Consider the following 19,819-nt stretch of genomic DNA (forward strand, 5'->3'; position numbering starts at 1 on the left):
CACGACCATGCGGAGAACACCGGTCAGCGGACATCCCGACAGCCCGCGCACTCGTCGCGTCGTGGCGTCCGCCGTCACCCTGGCGGCGGCCATGGCCCTTGCCGCGTGCGGGACTTCGGGACCCTCGACGTCCTCGTCGGCGAAGGGCCTGACGATGTGGGCGCTCAACGACCAGACGATCCTCAAGGAGTCCGTCGACGCCTACAACAAGGACCACCCGGACACTCAGATCACCCTGCGGCTGTTCGCGAACGACGACTACAAGCAGAAGCTGCGGGTGGCCTTCGGCGCGAACCAGGCCCCGGACATCTTTTTCAGCTGGGGCGGCGGAGCCCTCGACGACTACGTCAAGGCCGGCAAGGTCGACCCGCTGACGCAGGCCCGGACGAACACGGACCGGTACACGCCGAGCGTGATGCAGAGCGCCACCTTCGACGGCAAGGTCTACGGCGTCCCCGCCAACGGACTCGCCCCGGTCGTCCTCTACTACAACAAGAAGGTGCTGGCCGACGCGGGCGTCCAGCCGCCGAAGACGTACGCCGACCTGCTGGCGGCCGTGAAGAAGCTCAAGGGCAGGGGCGTGACCCCGCTGTCCCTCGCCGCGAACTCCAAGTGGCCGACGCTGATGTACCTGGAGTACCTGCTCGACCGGCAGGGCGGTTCCGAGGTGTTCACGAAGATCGCCTCCGGTGACTCCGCGGGGTGGAAGGACGCGTCGGTCACGAAGGCCAACCAGTACCTCCAGGACCTGGCGAAGACCGGTGCCTTCGGCCACAACGCCTCCTCCGTCAACTACGACCAGGGCGCCTCCACGGCCCTCCTCTACACCGGCAAGGCCGCGATGGAGGTGATGGGCACCTGGGAGTACGCCAACATAGCCAAGGCCGCCCCGGACTTCCTGAAGAAGGGCGACCTCGGTTACACCGCCTTCCCGTCGCTGCCCGGCGGTGCCGGCGACCCGAAGAGCATCGTCGGCAACCCCTCGAACTTCCTGTCCCTGAACTCCTCGTCGAAGAACAAGTCGGCCGCCCTGACCTACCTCAAGGACTACGTCCTGGACGGCTCCCAGGTCGACGCCTACCTCGCGGCCGGCAGTGTGCCGCCGGTCAAGGGCCTGGAGTCGAAGCTGGCCGCGGTGAAGTCGTCGTCGGACAAGCAGTGGCTGACGTTCGTCTACGACCTGGTGCGGAACGCGCCGGGCTTCCAGCTCTCCTGGGACCAGGCACTGCCGTCCGACCAGGCCGACCCGCTGCTGACCAACACCGACAAGTCGTTCCTGCGGCAGATCCCGCCCGCCGAGTTCGGTACGAACATGAGCAAGGCGGGGTCGTGACCACCGCTGTCGCCACCGGCCGTAAGGCGGGCCGCCGTTCGAGCGGCCTCCTGATGGCCGCCCCCGCTCTGATTCTGTTCAGCCTGTTCGGTCTGGTCCCCCTGGTCGGCGTGCTGGCGCTCAGCCTCGCCGACTGGGACGGCCTGGGCTCCGTCGGCTGGGCCGGCTTCGCCAACTGGGGCGATGTCCTGACCGACGGCGCGACCTGGCAGTCGCTCTGGCTCACCGTCAAGGTGATGGCGGTGAGCTGGCTGGTCCAGACACCGGTCGCGCTGGCCCTCGGCGTCTTCCAGGCGCCGAAGGGTAAGGTGCGGGCGTTGTTCGCCGTGCTGTTCTTCCTGCCGCTGCTGCTGTCCGCGGTGGCGATCGGCCTGACCTGGCAGGCGCTGCTCGACCCGGCGTTCGGCATCGGCGCCACCCCCGGCCTGCACTGGCTGGCGAAGCCGCTGCTCGGCTCGCCCGACCTTGCCCTGTACACGGTGATCTTCGTGATCGCCTGGCAGTTCGTGCCGTTCCACGCGCTGCTCTACCAGGCCGGGATACGGCAGATCCCCACCGCGCTGTACGAGGCCGCCGCCCTCGACGGCGCGGGACCGGCGGCCCGCTTCCGGCACATCACCCTGCCGCAGCTGAAGTACACGATGGTCACCTCCGGCACCCTGATGCTCGTCGGCTCGCTGACCTACTTCGACCTGATCTTCGTGCTGTCCGGCGGAACCGGCGGCCCCGGCACCGCCACCCGGGTCCTTCCCCTGGCCATGTACATCACCGGATTCCAGACCCACGACATGGGCCGGGCCAGCGCCGTCGCCACCCTCCTGGTGGTCTTCGGACTCGGCCTGTCGCTGCTGACCACCCGGCTGTCCGGCTTCACCCGGATGGACAGCCGGCAGGAGGGCATGTGAGCACCACCGTGACCAAGGCCCGCGCCGCCACCGCTCCGGACGACCTCCCCGCCCCGGGCCCGGCCACCCCCGGGCCGGTACGGCCCAACCCCGTGCCCGGCATCCTCCGCCGCGCCCTCGCCGGCGGCACCACGCTCCTGTGGACGGCGATCGTCGTCGTACCCGTCTACTGGCTGGTCGTCACCAGCCTGCGCGGCCGCACCGACTTCACCACCGACAGCCCCCTGGCGCTGCCCGGCCACCCGACGTTCGACAACTACCGGACCGTGCTGGCCGGCGACTTCACGACCTACCTGCTCAACAGCGTGGTCGTCACGGCGGGGACGGTGGTGCTCGCGGTCGCCTTCGCCCTGATGGCCGCGTTCGCGATCGTCCGGGGCGCCGGCAGCCGCCTGTCCAGGCTGTCGTTCCGGCTGTTCCTGCTGGGTCTGGCGATCCCGTTGCAGGCCGTGATCATCCCCGTGTACCTGCTGATCATCAGGATGCGGCTCTACGACAGCCTGCTCGCGATCGTCCTGCCCTCGGCCGCGTTCGCGCTGCCGATCACCGTGATGATCCTGGTGAGCTTCCTGCGCGACGTGCCCCGCTCGCTGTTCGAGGCCATGATCGTCGACGGTGCCGGCGACTGGCGCATGCTCTGGTCGCTGGCGGCGCCGCTGGCCCGCCCGGCCCTGACGACGGTCGCCGTGTACGACGGACTCCAGGTCTGGAACGGCTTCCTCTTCCCGCTCATCCTCACCCAGAGCGGCGACAAGGCCGTACTGCCGCTGGCGCTGACCCTCTACAAGGGCCAGTTCGGCATCGACGTACCGGCCACCATGGCCGCGGTGGTGCTCTCCACCCTCCCGATGCTCGCGCTGTTCATCCTCGCCCGGCGCCGGCTCGTCGCCGGCCTCACCGCCGGTTTCTCCAAGTAGCCAAGCAGCCAAGCAGCCCACACCACCGGGCAGTTCACCCCGTACGACGGCCGGGCCCCGCGCCCGGCCCCGTCGGCATGCCCGCGCAACTCCCCGAGGAGTCGTGAATGACGACCACCATGCCCGACCACGGCGGCCTCCCCCGGGAGGAGGACGGCCGTCCCTGGACCGACCCCGCCCTCCCCGTCGCCGAGCGGGTCGAGGCACTGCTCGCCCGGCTCACCCTCGCCGAGAAGGTCGCGCAGCTCAGCAGCGCCTGGGAGGACGTCGAACCGGCCGGACCCGAGGTGGCACCGGGTACCAGCATCTTCGACCGGGTCGGCGACCTCGCCGAGACCGCCCGGCACGGCCTGGGCCAGCTCACCCGCCCGTACGGCACGCTGCCCCGGCCCGCCCTGGAGCACTCCCGGGCGCTGGCCGACCGCCAGCGGCAGGTCATGGCGCAGAGCCGACTCGGCATCCCGGCCATGGCGCACGACGAGTGCCTGACCGGGTTCACCGCCTACGGGGCGACGATCTACCCCACCTCCCTCGGCATGGCGGCCACCTTCGACCCGGAGCTGATCCGGCGGGTCGGCGCGGCCATCGGCGCCGACATGGCCGAGGCGGGCGTCCACCAGGGGCTCGCCCCGGTCGTGGACGTGATCCGGGACTACCGCTGGGGCCGCTGCGAGGAGACCTACGGCGAGGACCCCCACCTGGTCGGGGAGATGGGCGAGGCGTACGTCACCGGCCTGCAGAGCGCGGGCGTGTACGCCACCCTCAAGCACTTCGCCGGATACTCCGCCTCCATGGGCGGCCGCAACCACGCCCCCGTCCACGCCGGCCCCCGCGAACTCCACGACGTCATCCTGCCGCCGTTCGAGCGCCTGGTCGCCGCCGGTGTCCGGTCGGTCATGAACTCGTACGCCGAGATCGACGGCGAGGCCCCCGCAGCCAGCCGCCGGCTGCTCACCGAAGTCCTCCGGGACGCCTGGGGGTTCGAGGGCACCGTCGTCTCCGACTACTGGTCGCTGCCCTTCCTGGTGACCGCCCACCGGGTGGCCGCCGACCTGCCCGACGCCGGAGCGCTCGCCCTGCGCGCCGGGATGGACGTCGAACTGCCCGACCAGCGCGGCTTCGGCGACGCGCTCGTGCACGCCGTGGAGCAGGGCGTGGTCGATGAGGAGCTGGTCGACCGGTCGGTGCGCCGGGTGCTGCGGCAGAAGGTGGAACTCGGCCTGCTGGACGCGGACTTCGACCCACGGTCGCCCGCCCTGCGCGCGGGCGAACTGGACCTCGACAAGCCGGGCGGCCGTGCGCTCGCCCTGGCCGTGGCCCGGTCGGGTGCCGTCCTGCTCTCGAACGACGGCACCCTGCCTCTTCCTTCCGGCGGCCGGATCGCGCTGATCGGCCCGTGCGCCGACGACGTGCGCACCATGTTCGGCTGCTACAGCTTCCCCAACCACGTCCTCGCCGGCCGCGACGACCTGGGCAACGGTGTCGAGGCCGTCTCCCTCCGCACCGCGCTGGCCGCGGAACTCCCGGCCGTGGCGTGGGAGTTCGCACCGGGCTGCCCGGTCCGGGACGAGGACCGCTCCGGGGTGCCCGCCGCCGTGGCGGCCGCGGCCGCGGCCGACCTCACCGTCCTGGTCGTCGGCGACAAGGCAGGCATGTTCGGCATCGGCACCTCCGGTGAGGGCTGTGACGTGGCGGATCTCCGGCTGCCGGGCGTCCAGGAGGAGCTGGTCGAGGCGGTCCTGGCGGCCGGGAAGCCCGTCGTGCTGGTCGTCAGCAGCGGCCGACCCTATGCCGTGGGCAGGTTCGCGTCCGCCGCCGCGGCCATGGTGCAGGTGTTCCTGCCGGGCGAGGAGGGCGGCCGGGCGGTGGCCCAACTCCTCTCCGGGGAAGCGAACTTCAGCGGCAAGCTGCCCGTGCAGATCCCCACCTCGCCGGGCGGTCAGCCGTACACCTATCTCCACCCGCCGCTCGGCGACCGGCAGAGTTTCCTGTCCAACCTCGACCCGACCCCCGCGTTCCCTTTCGGGCACGGGCTGTCGTACACGACGTTCGAGGTCGACCGGATGTCCGTGGACCGTGAACAGGTGCCCACGGACGGGGAGTTCACGGTGCGGGCGCGGGTGCGGAACACGGGGGCGGTGGCGGGCGCCGAGACCGTACAGCTGTACGCCGTCGACCCGGTCGCCCAGGTGACCCGCCCGGTGCGCGCGCTGCTGGCCTTCGCCAAGGTGGCCCTCGAACCCGGCGAGCAGGCGACGGTCCGCTTCCACGTCCACACCGACCGGCTGGCCTTCACCGGCCTGGCCGGCCACCGCGTCGTGGAGCCCGGCGAGATCCTGCTGGAGGCGGGCTCCTCCAGCCTGGACACCCCGGTACGGACCGCCGTCCGGCTGGTGGGCGAGGAACGGGACGCGACGGTGCTGCGACAGCACGGGGTGCCGGTGAGCGTCGAACGGGAGTAGCGGCGGGTACGAGAGGGCGGCGCCACCGTGCGGACGCGGTGGCCCGCTTCTTCGGCTCGGCACCTAACTACGGGTCCACTGCTGGGTCGCGTTGCCCAGCCCCGTCCACAGCTCCACCTTCGAGCCGTTGGCCGTCCCCCAGCCGGTGACGTCGATGACCAGGCCGTCGGAGCGGTTGACGATGGTGCCGTCCACGCGGAACGCCCACTTCTGACTGCACTTCCCGTTGCAGGCCCAGAGGATGAGCGTGGTGCCCGCGGTCGTGCCGTCGCCGTTCGCGGCCAGGCACTGCCCGGAGACGCGGAGTTCGCCGGCCGCGGTCCGGGTGATGGTCTGGTTGGCGTTGCCCGAGCAGTCGTAGATCTGGACCTGGACGCCCGTCGAGCCGTTCGGGACGTCGAGGCAGCGGCCCGAGTGGACGCCCTTCAGGGTGAAGGCCGAGGCGGTGGGGAGCGGGTCCTGGACCAGTTGCCAGTCCTGTGAGCCGTCGGTGGTCGCCGCTGCCACGGTGACGGAGCCGCCCGCGGTCGAACCGGTCATGTAGAGACCGGTGTTGAGGACCGAGCGGAGCTTGTAGTACCCGCTGGTCGACGAGGCGACCTGGGTCCACTGTTTGTCGGTGGCGCCGTCGTCGACCCACTGGGCGAGCTTCTGCCCGGCCGTCGCGGTCCCGGTCCAGATGGCGACCGAGCGGCCGCCCGCCTTGTTGAGCAGGGTCACGTTGCCGCCCTTGGCGGTCAGGTGCCAGCGTTGCGTGGCGGAGGTGGAGTCGGCCGCGCCGAGGACGAGGTCGGGGGTGTTCCCGGTGAGGTTCGCGTCCTGGGTCCTGCCGGACGCGGTGGTGAGGACCTGACCGGTCAGCCGGTTGACGAGGCTGTAGTAGGCGCCGTCGGAGCGGCCGAGGTCGACCTCGGCGTACTTCACGGGGCCGACGCTGGTGCCGCTCCAGGACGCCTGGAGGATCAGGACGCGTCCCGTGCCGTCGACGTACTGCAGGTTTCGGCTGTATCCGGCGGCGATCGGCGTCCTGTACTCCTTCCAGGTGCCGGTGGACAGCCCGGACTCGTTGACCCAGACATCGCCGCTGCCGGCGGCGTTGTAGACGATCCGGCCGTCCGGCATCGGCAGCAGGACCGGGCTGCCGCCGGTGGACAGGGCGGCCCCGCCCGAGGGCACGGGCAGCGAGGTGATCGCGGCGTCCGCGGCGGAGAAGAACTTCGTCGGGTCGTCGGAGATCCGGTAGCGGACGTTCGTCCCGCCGCCCCAGTACTCGTACGTCAGCAGCCACTTGCCGTCGGTCGTGGGGGCGATGGTCGTCATGCCCGGGCGGCCCCCGCCGATCTCCGTCTTTCCGCTGCCCATGCTCACCGTGGCGCCCGGGACGTCGACGACCGGGCTGCTCCAGGCCGAGCCGCTGCTGCCGTCCCAGGTGCGGTGCAGGAGGACCTGGCCGCCGGAGTCGGTCGCGGTGTCGTCGGCCGGGTCGAGGGTCGGGGCACCGGTGGTGGTGTTGTAGCCGGTGTAGTCGTCCTCGTCGGAGTAGTAGGCGATGAGCTGCCCGTTGTGGGCGAGCAGGTGCGGCTCCCAGACGGGGTCCACCTGCGCGTGGGTGTTGGCGGCCGAGACCCGGCCGACGCTGCCAGCGCTGCCGCCCTGCCAGCCGCCGGCCGCGATGATGTTCTGGAAGCTCCAGGTCGCGCCGTCGTCCGTACTCGCGTACAGGGCGAGCGCCACGTCCTTGCGGTCGCCGTCACTGGTGGGCGTCCAGCCGGAGTCGGCGGCCTTCTGCTCCTCGTAGTAGTAGTCGTCGCCCGAGACGATGCTCGCGAGCAGCAGGGTGCCGGCGCTCAGGGAACCGACGCTCTGCGGGAGGACGTACAGGTACGGGTTGGTCCAGTTGCTCGTGTACTTGGCGTACGCGGAGTCGGAGGAGAGGTAGGCGGGGGCCTTGACGTCGGCGAGCTTCGCCCACGTCGTGCCGGAGTCGTCGCTCCTGTAGACCGGCAGCGTCTGGCCCACCGGGGCGCTCTGGCTGTTCTCGAACGTGGCCACGAGCCGGCCGTCCGCCAGCTGGGCCGACTTCGGGTAGAGCACACAGGGACTCTTGTTGCAGGCGGCGGTGTTGTCCGCGGTATACAGATTCGCGGGGCTCGGCTGGTACGCCGATGCGGCCGTCGCGGAGGCGAGGGCGATCACCACGCCCGTACAGAGGGCCGTCGCCGCAGCGAAGGCCTTTCGCGCCCAGGATCTGTTCAACGGCGTTCCTTTGCCACGGGGTTGCGGGGGAGGAAGCCAGTATTCGTAGGCGGCACGGCACTGTCACCGGCACAGTGCGAAAGGGTTTCGCGCGGTCGCGGGTTACGGGGTATTGACGCGTTGGCGAACGGACGTCGAGGTCCGCACCACGAGTTCCGTGGTCAGCTCGATCCGCGAGGACGCGGGTGGCCGGCCCTGGGCGAGGTCCATGAGCACCCGGGTGGCCTCGCGTCCCAGTTCCTCGAACGGCTGGCGCACCGCGCTCAGCGGCGGGCAGGCCATGGCCGCCACCAGGGTGTCGTCGAAGGACATCACCGACAGGTCGCCCGGCACGGCGAGCCCCTGCTGCCGGGCCGCCTCCAGGACGCCGAGCGCCTGTGCGTCGCTGGCCGCGAAGACGGCCGTGGGCGGGTCGTCGGCCCGCAGGATCTGCAGGCTGGCGGTCAGCGCCTCCGCGTAGTCGAAGTCGGTCGAACGGACGATCGCCGGATCGTAGGCGACCCCGGCCTCCTCCAGCGCGGCCCGGTAGCCGTGCACGCGGGCCGCCCCCGCCAGGGAGTGCGAGCGGCCGGCGACCATGCCGATCCGGGTGTGCCCCAGGTCCAGCAGATGCTGGACGGCGTCCCGGGCGCCGCTCCAGTTCGTCACGCCGATGCTCGGGATGTCCTCGGACGGCGCGCTGAGCGGGTCGATCAGCACGACCGGCAGGCGCTGTTCGACGATCCGCCGCTGGTCCTCCTCGGCCAGCATCGAGATCACGATCACCAGCCCCGCCGCGCCGAGCGCCACGCACTCCTCCAGCCACGCGGAGATCGACCGCCGGCTCGTCGTGCCGGTGACCACGTCGATGCCGAGTTCACCGGCCGCGTCCACGATCCCCCGGGCGACCTCCAGGGTGTAAGGGCCGGACAGGTCCCGGAAGACGACGATGATCTGCCGGGGCGTCTCGGGATCCCGCTCCCACGGGCGGACGTACCCGTGCCGCGCCAGCAGTTCCTCGACCCGGTCCCGGGTCGCCGCGCCGACGTCCCGGCGCCGGTGCACCACCTTGGACACGGTGCTGAGCGAGAGCCCCGCCTCGGCGGCGATGTTCGTGAGCAGGCCGTGCTGCGCCTCCTGCCGGCCCTTGCCTCGACCTGTCACCCGATGTCCGTTCCGTACGCCGCGCGTCGATGCGCCGGACGCGTCGCGTACCTGGCCGCAAGCCCCGCCGCAAGGTAACGGGGGCCGGTACGGGGAGGCAAGACCGGTGACCGCCGTCCACGGCGAACGTGCCGGGCCTCCTGGTCCCGCCGCCCTCGGGCATGATGAGTCCCCGCCGCGCGGGAGGGCGCACCAGAGGCGGGTGTGACACAGGTCACGGGAAGTCGGTGCCGGGTGCCGCACAGCTCAATGAGGTGAGCACTCCTATGCGAACCCGGATACGGGCCGGGGATTCGAGCGCGTTCGCCGAGCTCTTCGACACCTACGCCCGCGCGGTCTACAACCATGCCTTCCGGCTGACCGCCGACTGGTCGACGGCCGAGGACGTGATGGCCGCGACCTTCATGGAGGCGTGGCGGCTGCGCGAGAAGGTCGATCCGACGGGTGGTTCCCTGCGGCCGTGGCTGCTGGGCATCGCCACCAACACCGCGCGCAACCAGTACCGGAGCAACCGGCGCTACCGGGCGGCGGCGACGGCGGCCGCCGCGGCCGAGCTGTCGGTGCCCGACCACGCCGAGGAGGTGGCGGACCGGCTGGACGACCGGGAACGCCTCGCGACGGCGCTCACCGCGCTCGCGTCGCTGCGCCGCCCGGAGCGCGAGGTCATCGCGCTGTGCCTGGGGGAGGGCCTGGACTACGAGGCCGCCGCGGAGGCGCTCGGCATCCCGGTCGGCACGGTCGCCTCCCGGCTCTCCCGCGCCCGCAAGAAGCTCCGCAAGCTGGCCGATGCCGCGCAGGCCAGACAGCAACCACCGCTCCATGCAAGGCATTTGGAGGATCCGGCCGTGGCAGCGGCGGCCGGGAAAAATATCGGAACAAGTCCCGGGAAACGGGAAGGCGGCCGCCCCGGCCGACAGACAAGAGGCGATCACGCACACGCGATCCGGCCCGCACAGGAAGGAAACCGATGAACGCGGACACGTCCCGGCAGAACGCTGCCGAACGGGACGAGGGCGACCGGCTCTTCGACCGGACGACACGCGACCTGCCGCCGGGCCGTCACCAGTTCCACAAGGAGCACATGATGGCCCGGATTCACGAGACCCAGGCGGCGGAGCACACCGCCGAGCACCCGGCGGACCGGCCGCGGACCCGGCGGCCGCGGCTGCCGCGCCCCGCGATCGCCCTGCCCGCACTGGCCGCCGCCCTCGCCGGGGTGGTCGTCGCCGGGGTGGCCGTCTCCGGTGGCGGCGACGGCGTCAAGGACGAAGGCGTCGCCACCGGACCGGCCCTGACCACCACCGTCGGCGCCGCGACCAGCAAGGGCGTACCGCAGCTGCTCGACCGGATCGCGCTGGCGGCGGCCGACACGTCCCACCCGGACGTCAAGCCCGGCCAGTACGTCTACATCGAGTCCAAGTCGGCCGACACCTTCCTGAAGTCCACCGACGACGGGACCACCCTGGCCGGTCACGAGCTGCACACCCGCCAGGTGTGGAGGTCCGCGGACGGTACCAAGGGCTGGCTGATCGACCCGGCCGTCAACGACGGCAGCGAGGGCGAGACCCTGAGCCTGCCCGACGAGCAGGGCAACACCCCGAAGGCGAACCTGAACGCTCCGTCGTACGACTACCTGGCCAGGCTGACCACCGACCCCGACGCCCTGCTGGCCAAGATCTACCAGGAGACGAAGGGGCAGGGGAACTCCCCCGACCAGGAGGCGTTCACCACCATCGGCGACCTGCTCGGCGAGAGCTACCCCCCGGCGAAGCTCTACCCGGCGCTCTTCAAGGCCGCCGCGAAGATCCCCGGCGTCGTCGTCGTGGACGACGCGGTGGACGCCGCCGGCCGGCACGGCGTCGCGGTGGCCCGGCTCGACGAGACCAGCGGTGAGCGCGAGGAGTGGATCTTCGACAGGAAGAGCGATGTCTTCCTGGGCGAGCGCTCGGTCCAGGTGAAGCCGAACACCGGCACCGACGCCCTCATCAAGCCGGGCACCGTGACGTTCACCAACGCCGTCATGGTCCGCGCCGTCGTCGACGGGATCAAGCAGACCCCGTCACAGGCCGGCTGACCCCTTCACGGTCTTGCCCCGAAAGACCCCTGGGTGAACAATCCGGGGGTCTTTCCTGAACGAGGCCGGAACCTGGCGGGCGATCTTTCCGTCTTCCTTCATCGGACAGGTGTCGTCATCTAACAAATCGGCCGGAAATTGAGATCCATACCATCGCGGGGCCCTTCGCGAAGAAGCGACGGAACACCGCCCTTCCCGGGGCCTCGACCGGGGCTGAGACTCTGGGCCGTGGCGGGCGTCGCGGCCCTCGGGTTCCTCCTGGCACTCGAGATCGCCGCACGACGCTACGGCCTGCCGGGGCCGATCACCAACCAGGCGCGGGAGGTGGTCTGCGCCCCCAAATCAGGCTTCCTGCTGTACGCCGGCCTGGCGCTGATGATGACGGTGCTCACCTGGCGGCAACGGTTCGCCGCCGCCGCTGCCGCGATCGGCATCGACATCGCCATCGCGGCGGTCCGGTGGGCACTCGACGCCCAGGCGACCGACGGCCACCCCTTCGGCAACGGCGCGCTGTGGGTGATCCTGGGCCACGCGGTCATGGCGGTCACCCGCCGCACCGGCCGGGAACGCGTCCTGCTGCTCAAGGGCGTCGGGCTGGGCCTGCTGCTGGTGACCGGCCGCAAGACCGGCGACACCTGGCTGCTCCTCACCTCGAAGACCCGTCCGACGGTGCTCGACCAGTACGTGGCCACCGCCGATCACGCGCTGGGCGAACCGTCGTGGCTGGTGGGCAGGTTCGTCACCGCCACCGGTCCGGTCGGCTTCAACCTTCTCAACATCGTCTACGGCCAGCTCGCCGTGGCCGCCGTCGTCGTCGCGCTGTACCAGCTGCGCCACGTGGCGGCCGAACGGCGCTTTCCCCGCCATCACCTGGTGCGCACCTTCCTGGTGATCGGCCTCATCGGGCCGGCCGTCTACATGATCTTCCCGGTGGTCGGACCGGTCTTCGCCTACGGCACCGGCGTCGAGCACTGGGCTTCGGTCAGCCTGTGGCCGGACACGCCGCCCGGCGGGCACGGCCTCGACGGCGGCCACTGGGAGGTGGCCGACCTGTGGCCGCGGGCGACGCCACCGGTCGATGCCCCGCACCCCATGCCGTTCGACGCGTTCACCCCGCGGAACTGCATGCCCAGCCTGCACACGGCGTGGGCCGTAGCGATCTTCATCCACTCCCGGAGCGGCCCGCGCGTGCTGCGCTTCGCCGGCGCGTTCTGGCTGGTCGCCACGCTCACGGCGACGCTGGGATTCGGCTACCACTACGGCGTGGACCTCGTCGCCGGCGTGGTGTTCACGCTCACCGTCGAGGCGGCGCTGCGCTCGTTCGACCGCGGCTGGGACCGGTCGGGTCTCCGGTTCGCCGCCTACGGCGTGACGGTCTTCGCCGCGCTCCTGGTGTCGTACCGCTGGCTGCCGTTGGAGATGGCCAGGCACCCGTGGGCGTCCGGCCCGCTTCTCCTGCTGGCGCTGGCCTCGGTGGTCTACGGCTACCTGCGGACCCAGCACCGGCCCGTGGAAGAACCCGTCCTGACGCCCCGTCACTCCCTGCGGCCGGGAGCGATGCGGTAGACCGCCAACGGCGGACGGGCACACCCCGCCGGGTGTGCCCCCGCCGGGCGGCTGCCGCCCCCTGACCGGTACGGCTGCGCCCAGACGGATTCCCGGTGCGGGAGTAGCGTGGAATTCATGACCGAAGACACGCTGATCGCACACGAGTCAGGGACCTTCGAGATAGCCGGCAAGCAGGTGGCCCGGCTGGGCTTCGGGGCGATGCGGCTGACCGGACCCGGCATCTGGGGCGAACCGGCCGACCGTGAGGAGTGCCGGCGGGTCGTCCGCCGTGCCGTCGAACTCGGCGTCCAGCTGATCGACACCGCCGACTCGTACGGTCCCCATGTCAGCGAGGAGATCATCCGCGAGGCGATCCACCCGTACCCCGACGACGTCCTGATCGCCACCAAGGCGGGCCTCGCCCGCTCGGGCCCGGACGAGTGGGCCCCGCTCGGACGGCCCGAGTACCTGCGGCAGGAACTCGAGATGAGCCTGCGGCGGCTCGGCCTGGACCGCATCGACCTGTTCCAGCTCCACCGCATCGACGCGAAGGTGCCCCTGGAGGACCAGATCGGCGAGCTGAAGCAGCTCCAGGACGAGGGCAAGATCGTGGCCATCGGGCTCTCCGAGGTCACGGTGGACCAGATCGAGCAGTGCCGGCGGATCGCGGAGATCGTCACCGTGCAGAACCGCTACAACCTCACCGACTCCACGTCGGAGGACGTGGTGGACCACTGCACGCGTGAGGGCATCGGCTTCATCCCGTGGGCGCCCGTCGCCGCGGGCGAGCTGGTCGAGCCGGGCCGTCTCGTCGACACGATCGCCAAGCGGCACGAGGCCACCCCCGGTCAGGTCGCGCTGGCCTGGCTGCTGGCCCGCACGGAGGTCATGCTGCCGATCCCCGGCACCTCCCGTGTGACGCACCTGGACGAGAACGTCGGCGCCGCCCGGCTCACCCTCGACCCCGAAGAGGTCGACCAGCTCACCCGGGCGGCACGCGAAGCGGCCTGAGCCACCGCTCCACGGGGCGTACACCGGCGGGCGTGGGGCGCGGCGTGTGCTTATGGTGGGCAGGTGACGGGCGTTTCGCCGTGGACGCGGGTGCGCTCCAGGCTCCGGGCGCAGGGGCCGACGGCGGCCCGCATTCTGGTGATCGCGGTGGTCTGCTGGCAGGTCTCGCTGTGGGCCGGTGCCGTTCAGCCGCCGGTGTTCGCCGCCATCGTCCCGGTCCTGAGCCTGCGCGGTGACTCCGCCGCCTCCCTGACCGCGCTGCTGCTGAGGATCCTCGGCGTGATGGCCGGAGTGGCCCTGGGCGTCACCGTGGTCCACTTCTTCCGGCCGACCACGGCCGTCCTCGCCGTCGTGATGGGCCTGGCCCTGCTGTGCGGGACCGTCATCACCTCCGGCACGACACTGAACGTGCAGGTCGCGGTGACCTCACTCCTGGTCTTCGCCAACCCCTCGCCGGACTCCTACGGCTTCGCCCGGCTGTGGGAGAACGCGCTGGGCGGCGCGGTCACCGCCGTCCTGGCTCCGCTGCTCTGGCCGCGCGATCCCCACCAGGAGGCCGCGACCCTGGCCCGCGCGTGTGCGGGCGACCTGACGGAGGGCCTCGTACGCAGCACACGCGCGATCGGCTCACCGGACGCCGCGTACGCGAACCGGAGGCACACGCAAGCGGAGGCGGACCGGCTGCCCGGCTACGCGGACAAGGCCCGGGAAGCGGAGAAGGCCATGCGGTTCAATCCACTGCGACGGCGCCACCGGACCGAGGTGACCGACCTGCGCGACCGGATCGACCGCGCCGCCCAGGCCGGGTCCCATCTCCGCGACCTGGCCGCCGAGGTGGACTTCTTCACCGCGCGCGACGGACCCACCCCGGCCCTCTGCCGGGCCCGGGCCGCCCTGCTCCCGGTCGCCGAGGCCACCGGACGAGCCCTGGGAGCCGTCCTCGAAGGACGGGACCCCCGCCAGGACACGGCCACCGCCCGCGCCGCACTGGCCCGGTACCGGAAGGAGGACAGCGCCCCTGTGGCCGTACTGCTCCGCAGACCGTTCACCATGATCCTCGACCTCTGTGAGGGTCCCCGGAGCTGAGCACGGGTCACTCCGGGTCGCCGGATCCGGCGGTCCAGGTGATGTGCGGGGGCTCGACGCGTGCGTACCGGGGGCCGCCGTCCGCGTCGGTCAGGCCGAGACGGCCGACCAGCAGTCCGTGGTGCGCGGCGGCGGCGAGTACGTCTGCGGGGACGGCGTCGAGCATGAGCTTGGTGCCCGGAACATGGAGAAGACGCCCGAGTCGTCAGCCGTGCACCAGGACAGGTACACGAACCTGCCGCCCAGGCGGTCCTGCACATACGGGCCTGTCACGTCGATGCCGGCGGGTGTGGCGGTCGCGGTGCACTCCAGGGTCCAGGTCGCGGACGCGGCGTCGCCGGGCTGGGGTGCGAGAAGTTCGGCCGGACGGTCACGGCGTTGCACGGCGACATGGATGCCGGCGTACGCGGGGCCGTCGGAGCCGGCGGGGGCCGGGCGGGTGCGGCCGGGCAGGTCCACGGCGTCGATACGGATGCGCATACCGGCCATCATCCGCCCGCGGCCGCCCGCAGCCGCCCGCGGTCGGGAAGACGGCCGGGAAGGTGGTCGCTGAGGGCTGCTGTTCGTCGTTCTTCGCCGCGGCGAACAGCAGGGCCACGGGGGGCCGGGCCGCTCGATCCGGTGCTCATGTGGTGGGGCCGAGTACGTCGTCGGCGCTTCGGGGCTCGGTGCGGGGCTGTTGGTTGAGCTTGTGGCGCTCGATGGAGGATCGCCGGTAGACCTCCTTGCGGACCCGCATGATGTTGCCCAGGGGCGCGTGCTCGGCGGTGACCCGCCAGGGCGTGAAGGACAGCGAGTCCATCTTCTCCAGGTTCTCCGGCTCGGAGATGTCCTGCCGCGGCAGCCGCAGCTTGGCGACGGTGACGGACGGCGAGAGCTGTTCGGGCCACTCCACGGTGGTGTCCTCCACCGGCATGCGCTCCAGGTCGGTGCAGAGCTGGACCTGGATGTCGAAGGCGTAGGGCCCCTCCTGCAACTCTGCTTGCAGGGCCGGCCTGAAGACCTCCGCCGCCGAGGCCAGGTCGAGGGTGCGCCGGACCACTCCGGCGGCGGACGTCGGGTCGGGGGTGATGCGCACCTTGGCGATGTAGTCGCCGTGCCGGACCGCACCCATCGTCCAGTAGCTGGACAGCAGTACGTTCGCCGGAGGGGTCTTCGACACGCGCAGGAAGGCCAGGAACTCGTCCCACGCCCAGTTGTCCTGGTCCAGCGTGCCCTTTCCGGTCACGAAGTCGGTGAAGAAGCGATGCGCGCCGGGACGGCCCTGGGAGAAGTAGGCCGGGGCGTTCAGGAACAGCTCCTGGATGAACAGGTAGTGCTGGACCGTGTTGCAGAAGAAGACCGGTGCGTTGATGTTGGCGTAGTCGAAGGTGCCCGAGTCCGGTTCGTCCTCCAGCAGGGTCGGGCCGGGGATGCCGAACATCTTCAGCGCCAGTCCGGTGGCGGCGCCCAGTCGTGCGTCGGCTCCGGCGTGGGGCGAGCCGTTGGAGAAGCGGATCAGCGCGTCGTGGGTTCCCGGGGTCGCGTAGATGCCCTGGGCGTACTCCGGGGGCAGCCCGTCCAGGATCTCCACCTCCCCTCGGACCAGCCCGTAGCCCTTGGCATGGGCGTCGCGAAGGGCCCGCCCGGTGCCGCCGGCCTCGACGGACTCGGCGATGTAGCCCTCGGTCTTCTCGATCACCGTCTGCACGTCGCGGTCGAAGCCCGGGGCGTCGTCTTCGACGTCGGGCGTGTAGCGGACGAACTGTGCTGCCATGGCTGCGGCCTCTCCTCGGAGAGCGTGTGCGGACCTCAGGGAGTGGGAATCACCGTCAGTCCTCCAGTTCGGCCAGCCAGCGCAAGGCACGCAGACCCGGTACGAAGCAGTACTCGCCGCCGCGGGTGACGACGAAGCTGGGCAGGTTCTGCAGGCGACGCCGGACCGGCTTCTCCGGGATGGTGACGCTGCCGGTGCCGCCGTGGTGCCCGGCCACCGGGTCCTGCTCGCCGGGGTAGCCGATGAAGTTGCCGTCGTTGACCCACTCGGCCTTGATGAACTCGAACTGCCGTTCCAGATGGGCCCCCATGAACACGCCGACCAGGCCCCGGTCGGCGCCGTCGTCCTCCAGCACGCCCTCGGGCAGCGGCGGGCCGTAGGTGGTGCCGCGGCGGATGAGGCGGTGCATCCGGGCGTCGCCGATGATGGTGGCGTCGCGGGGGTTGGCGCGCCGGATGTGCGCACCGGCGGGGCACCGGTACCCCCGGTCGTCGTTCTCCCGGTACAGGAAGTCGTTCACGCGGTGCGTATCGGCCGCCAGCTCCGGATCGTCGTGCTCCGGCGCCAGCGCCAGCGGCGCCCCGCTGGGCCAGCGTCCCACCATCTTCGCCGCCAGCAGCGCCTCCTCCTCGGCGCCGGCGCTGTTCGCGCGCAGGTAGCGGCGCCAGGCCGCCACGTCCGTGTGGATCTTCCGAACGGCCGCGTAGGTCCCGTTGCGCCCCAGCACGTCAGGGCTGGGCATGGACGGCAGATTGCCGGTCTCGTCGGGGTAGCCGAGGATGAACTCCCCGGCCTTGATGGGGACTTCCTGCGGGTTGGATCCGGGCAGTCCGACGCCCTCGATGTTCGGGTGGCTGATGCCGTCACGGAAGCCGAAGGTGGTGCGCCCGGTCGGGAGCTGCCGGACCAACTGCTGCCAGATCACCCGCACACCGGGCGTGTCCTCGTAGGCGGCACGGGCCCGCCCCAGCTCCTGGTCCAGCTGTGCCGAGTCGGAGGAGAGGGCGCTCAACGCGATGTGGACCTCGCCCGTTCCGAACGGTGCCTCCCAGTGGGCCGGGGCGCTCTCGCCGACGTCGCCGATCAGCTCCGCGCGCGCGGCCATGCCCTCGCGGAACGCCCGTGGGAAGCTGTCCAGCGACTCCTGGGGCACCCCCAGGGCCTCCAGCCCCCGATAGGTGAGCGCCACGGCGACCCAGGCATCCCGGCTCCGGTCCGCGTCCGGCAGGCCACCCGAGGTCACCGGCAGCAGCCGGCCCAGCAGCGCGCGGCCGGCCCGGGGGTCGTCCACGCGCAGGAAGACGAACCTTCCCTCGTAGGGCACGGGCCGTGGCCGCAGGGCCCCGCTCTGGACGTCGTCGATGTCGACGCGCACGCCCGCCGCGCTGTCGCCGTCCGCTGTGGTCATGGTCGCTCGTGCCTCCGTATCGGGTCCGTGCCCAAACCGCCCCGCGACGCCCGCCCCGTGCCGGCCGCCCCGCGACGGCGGCCGATGGTGGGCGGAATCCGAGGACCGGCCGTGTCCGGGGTCTAGGCCGAGGCTTCCTCCAACAGCTTCTGGAAGGCCGGTGTGGCCACCAACTCCGCGTTGGCCGGGTTCTCCAGCGCCGCCCGGAACTGGGGGGTGTCCAGCACCTCCTGGAACGCGTCGTCCACGCGCTGGTCCTTCCAGATCTGCTGGACGGTCAGATCGGGGTACGAGCTGACGAAGACGCCGGCGGGCGCCTGATGGGCGACGAACCAGTCCTTCACCCCTGGATCGGTGACGCCGGGGAACCCTTCGCTGTGCGAGAAGATCCTTTCGAAGTTCGCCCCGACCACCGTCTTGCCGAAGTCGTCGATGTAGGTGTCCCAGGAGCCGTCGAAGACGCTCGCGAACATGAACTGGGTGTCATTGTCGAACAGCACATGGCGTGCGTCGTGCAGGGTGCCGATCTCGTGCAGCGCAGCACGGTTCTCCGCCCCGGCAATCCTGGCGAGATCCTCACGCAGCGCATCCGCATGGCCCGGCTTGATCCTGGTGAAGACGGTGAACTCACTGCAGACCCCGTCCGACCTGCCCGGGCGCTCGGGGTGAGCTGACTGGGTCGCGCCTGTGTTCGCAGTCATCGTGACGTCCTCCTGCCGCGGTCGGTGCGAGGGTCGTCAAGCGCCCGAACATGAGGCACCGTCGCCCTCACACCTCAATCCTCACCACGGATGCGCCGCCTCGCATCCGGGGAACCCCGGCCCCCGGGGTCCGGGCCGGCCCCGTACGACCCCGAAGACCCCCGAGCAGTCGCCGGGTTGCTCCCGGGCCGCTCCCGAGGACAGATCCGCCCGGGCGCAGGAAGATGGAACCGGTGGGACGTGCCGAGCGCATCGTCGTTGCCCTCTCCCGGCAGCCACCTGCGCACGGCCATGAGGACAGTGACGCAGCCGACCGCACGCCGGCCTGTCGCGCCGCCGAGGCGGTGGAGGCACTCTCCCGCGTCGGGCCCTGTCCCACCGGATCGCCGCCCTGACCCCACACGGAGGCAGCCATGGGCGCAGTTCTCGGTGACGTACTGGGTTTCGCGGCCGCCGTCGCGGTCAGCCCGCTCCCGATCATCGCCGTCATCCTCATCCTCGCCACGCCTCGGGGACGCCTCAACGGAGTCCTCTTCACCGTCGGCTGGATCCTGGGACTCTCGGTACTGGGCGCGGTGATGCTGGCGATCGCCTCCCCGGCGGGTGCCTCCACCCACAACCACCCGGCCACCTGGGTGGGAGCCCTCAAACTCGCGCTCGGCCTGTTCCTCGTCCTCTTCGGCGCCCGGCAGTGGCACCGGCGCCCCAAGGATCCCTCGCAGGCCCGGCTGCCGAAGTGGATGAGCGCGATCGACGGCCTCTCTCCGGTCAAGGTCTTCGGACTCGGGGTGGGGCTGGCCGCGCTGAACGCCAAGAACGCCCCGCTGACCATCGCCGCGGGCGCGGCGATCGGCTCGGCGAACCTGCCGCTGGGGGAGCAGATCGGGTCTCTGGCGATCTTCGTCCTGGTCTCCACCCTCGGCCTGCTGGCCCCCCTGGGAGTCTTCCTGCTCGGCGGAGCGCGCGCCAGGACCACGCTCGGCAACTGGAAGGACTGGGCGGCTCAGCACAACGTCGCCGTGATGGCGGTCCTGTTCTTCGTCCTCGGACTGAAACTGCTCGGCGACGGCATCTCCATCCTCACCTCCTGACCCACGGGCCGGACGTCCGGCGAACGGACTCGCTGCGTGCCGCCGTGCGGCACGGTTGCCGGGGGCGCGCCGGCACGGCGGCGGGCGTACCGCCGCACCGCCGACCGCGAGGACGGGACCTGACCGAA

The 19,819-nt window shown here is 71.4% G+C and carries 15 protein-coding genes and 1 pseudogene; 10 read left to right on the top strand and 6 right to left on the bottom strand.

All coding sequences use genetic code 11. The features are described from left to right. Window positions 1–7 precede the first annotated feature (7 nt). The 4 genes from ACWDGI_RS40135 (at window position 8) to ACWDGI_RS40150 (ending at window position 5,617) form a co-directional block, all read left to right on the top strand. Complete coding sequence (locus ACWDGI_RS40135) at window positions 8–1,333, top strand: extracellular solute-binding protein (protein WP_450767900.1); 1,326 nt, start codon at window positions 8–10, stop codon at window positions 1,331–1,333. A 53-nt stretch (window positions 1,334–1,386) separates the two neighbouring features. Continuing rightward, a complete protein-coding gene (locus ACWDGI_RS40140) occupies window positions 1,387–2,238 on the top strand; it encodes a carbohydrate ABC transporter permease (protein WP_450768005.1) in 852 nt (283 codons plus the stop codon). Then, on the top strand, window positions 2,235–3,155 hold the full coding sequence (locus tag ACWDGI_RS40145; RefSeq protein ID WP_450767902.1) for a carbohydrate ABC transporter permease: 921 nt from the start codon (window positions 2,235–2,237) through the stop codon (window positions 3,153–3,155). Before ACWDGI_RS40140 ends, ACWDGI_RS40145 begins: the two co-directional genes overlap by 4 nt. A gap of 107 nt (window positions 3,156–3,262) precedes the next feature. Continuing rightward, window positions 3,263–5,617, top strand: a complete 2,355-nt coding sequence (locus tag ACWDGI_RS40150; protein WP_450767904.1) for a glycoside hydrolase family 3 N-terminal domain-containing protein — start codon at window positions 3,263–3,265, stop codon at window positions 5,615–5,617. Between the two features lie 63 nt (window positions 5,618–5,680). Here the strand turns inward: ACWDGI_RS40150 and ACWDGI_RS40155 are convergent, their stop codons facing one another. Together ACWDGI_RS40155 and ACWDGI_RS40160 are read right to left on the bottom strand one after the other, a co-directional pair. Next, window positions 5,681–7,873, bottom strand: coding sequence for an RICIN domain-containing protein (locus tag ACWDGI_RS40155; protein WP_450767906.1), 2,193 nt, complete (start codon window positions 7,871–7,873; stop codon window positions 5,681–5,683). Window positions 7,874–7,975: 102 nt separating this feature from the next. Beyond that, the gene (locus tag ACWDGI_RS40160; protein ID WP_450767908.1) at window positions 7,976–9,016 is read right to left on the bottom strand and encodes a LacI family DNA-binding transcriptional regulator; all 1,041 of its coding nucleotides are present in this window, start codon (window positions 9,014–9,016) and stop codon (window positions 7,976–7,978) included. Between the two features lie 266 nt (window positions 9,017–9,282). Here ACWDGI_RS40160 and ACWDGI_RS40165 point away from each other — a divergent pair, with 266 nt between their 5' ends. The 5 genes from ACWDGI_RS40165 (at window position 9,283) to ACWDGI_RS40185 (ending at window position 14,735) form a co-directional block, all read left to right on the top strand. Further along, window positions 9,283–9,987 (top strand): RNA polymerase sigma factor, encoded by a 705-nt coding sequence (locus ACWDGI_RS40165; protein WP_450767910.1) that lies wholly within the window; start codon window positions 9,283–9,285, stop codon window positions 9,985–9,987. Then, entirely contained in the window at window positions 9,984–11,090 is a 1,107-nt protein-coding gene (locus ACWDGI_RS40170; protein WP_450767911.1) for a CU044_5270 family protein, read from the top strand. Before ACWDGI_RS40165 ends, ACWDGI_RS40170 begins: the two co-directional genes overlap by 4 nt. A gap of 228 nt (window positions 11,091–11,318) precedes the next feature. Beyond that, window positions 11,319–12,656, top strand: a complete 1,338-nt coding sequence (locus ACWDGI_RS40175) for a phosphatase PAP2 family protein (RefSeq protein WP_450767913.1) — start codon at window positions 11,319–11,321, stop codon at window positions 12,654–12,656. A 117-nt stretch (window positions 12,657–12,773) separates the two neighbouring features. Continuing rightward, window positions 12,774–13,649: an aldo/keto reductase gene (locus tag ACWDGI_RS40180; RefSeq protein ID WP_450767915.1), complete on the top strand. Its 876-nt coding sequence runs from the start codon at window positions 12,774–12,776 to the stop codon at window positions 13,647–13,649. A gap of 63 nt (window positions 13,650–13,712) precedes the next feature. Next, complete coding sequence (locus ACWDGI_RS40185; RefSeq protein WP_450767917.1) at window positions 13,713–14,735, top strand: FUSC family protein; 1,023 nt, start codon at window positions 13,713–13,715, stop codon at window positions 14,733–14,735. 7 nt (window positions 14,736–14,742) lie between these two features. Here ACWDGI_RS40185 and ACWDGI_RS40190 read toward each other — a convergent pair. The 4 genes and pseudogenes from ACWDGI_RS40190 to ACWDGI_RS40205 form a co-directional block, all read right to left on the bottom strand. Next, window positions 14,743–15,227: pseudogene (locus ACWDGI_RS40190) on the bottom strand (DUF5990 family protein). Between the two features lie 133 nt (window positions 15,228–15,360). Continuing rightward, window positions 15,361–16,491: a catalase family protein gene (locus tag ACWDGI_RS40195; protein WP_450767919.1), complete on the bottom strand. Its 1,131-nt coding sequence runs from the start codon at window positions 16,489–16,491 to the stop codon at window positions 15,361–15,363. A 55-nt stretch (window positions 16,492–16,546) separates the two neighbouring features. After that, entirely contained in the window at window positions 16,547–17,899 is a 1,353-nt protein-coding gene (locus ACWDGI_RS40200; protein ID WP_450767921.1) for a Dyp-type peroxidase, read from the bottom strand. A gap of 122 nt (window positions 17,900–18,021) precedes the next feature. After that, entirely contained in the window at window positions 18,022–18,600 is a 579-nt protein-coding gene (locus ACWDGI_RS40205; RefSeq protein ID WP_450767923.1) for a hypothetical protein, read from the bottom strand. 413 nt (window positions 18,601–19,013) lie between these two features. Here ACWDGI_RS40205 and ACWDGI_RS40210 point away from each other — a divergent pair, with 413 nt between their 5' ends. Beyond that, window positions 19,014–19,691: a GAP family protein gene (locus ACWDGI_RS40210; RefSeq protein WP_450767925.1), complete on the top strand. Its 678-nt coding sequence runs from the start codon at window positions 19,014–19,016 to the stop codon at window positions 19,689–19,691. Window positions 19,692–19,819 lie beyond the last annotated feature (128 nt).

Source organism: Streptomyces sp. NPDC001220, from assembly GCF_053597895.1.

Bases quoted from the DNA above. Each gene is read 5' to 3' on its own strand.
- ACWDGI_RS40135 (WP_450767900.1), top strand. From the start codon at position 8: ATGCGGAGAACACCGGTCAGCGGACATCCCGACAGCCCGCGCACTCGT.
- ACWDGI_RS40140 (WP_450768005.1), top strand. From the start codon at position 1,387: ATGGCCGCCCCCGCTCTGATTCTGTTCAGCCTGTTCGGTCTGGTCCCC.
- ACWDGI_RS40150 (WP_450767904.1), top strand. From the start codon at position 3,263: ATGACGACCACCATGCCCGACCACGGCGGCCTCCCCCGGGAGGAGGAC.
- ACWDGI_RS40165 (WP_450767910.1), top strand. From the start codon at position 9,283: ATGCGAACCCGGATACGGGCCGGGGATTCGAGCGCGTTCGCCGAGCTC.
- ACWDGI_RS40170 (WP_450767911.1), top strand. From the start codon at position 9,984: ATGAACGCGGACACGTCCCGGCAGAACGCTGCCGAACGGGACGAGGGC.
- ACWDGI_RS40180 (WP_450767915.1), top strand. From the start codon at position 12,774: ATGACCGAAGACACGCTGATCGCACACGAGTCAGGGACCTTCGAGATA.
- ACWDGI_RS40195 (WP_450767919.1), bottom strand. From the start codon at position 16,491: ATGGCAGCACAGTTCGTCCGCTACACGCCCGACGTCGAAGACGACGCC.
- ACWDGI_RS40200 (WP_450767921.1), bottom strand. From the start codon at position 17,899: ATGACCACAGCGGACGGCGACAGCGCGGCGGGCGTGCGCGTCGACATC.
- ACWDGI_RS40205 (WP_450767923.1), bottom strand. From the start codon at position 18,600: ATGACTGCGAACACAGGCGCGACCCAGTCAGCTCACCCCGAGCGCCCG.
- ACWDGI_RS40210 (WP_450767925.1), top strand. From the start codon at position 19,014: ATGGGCGCAGTTCTCGGTGACGTACTGGGTTTCGCGGCCGCCGTCGCG.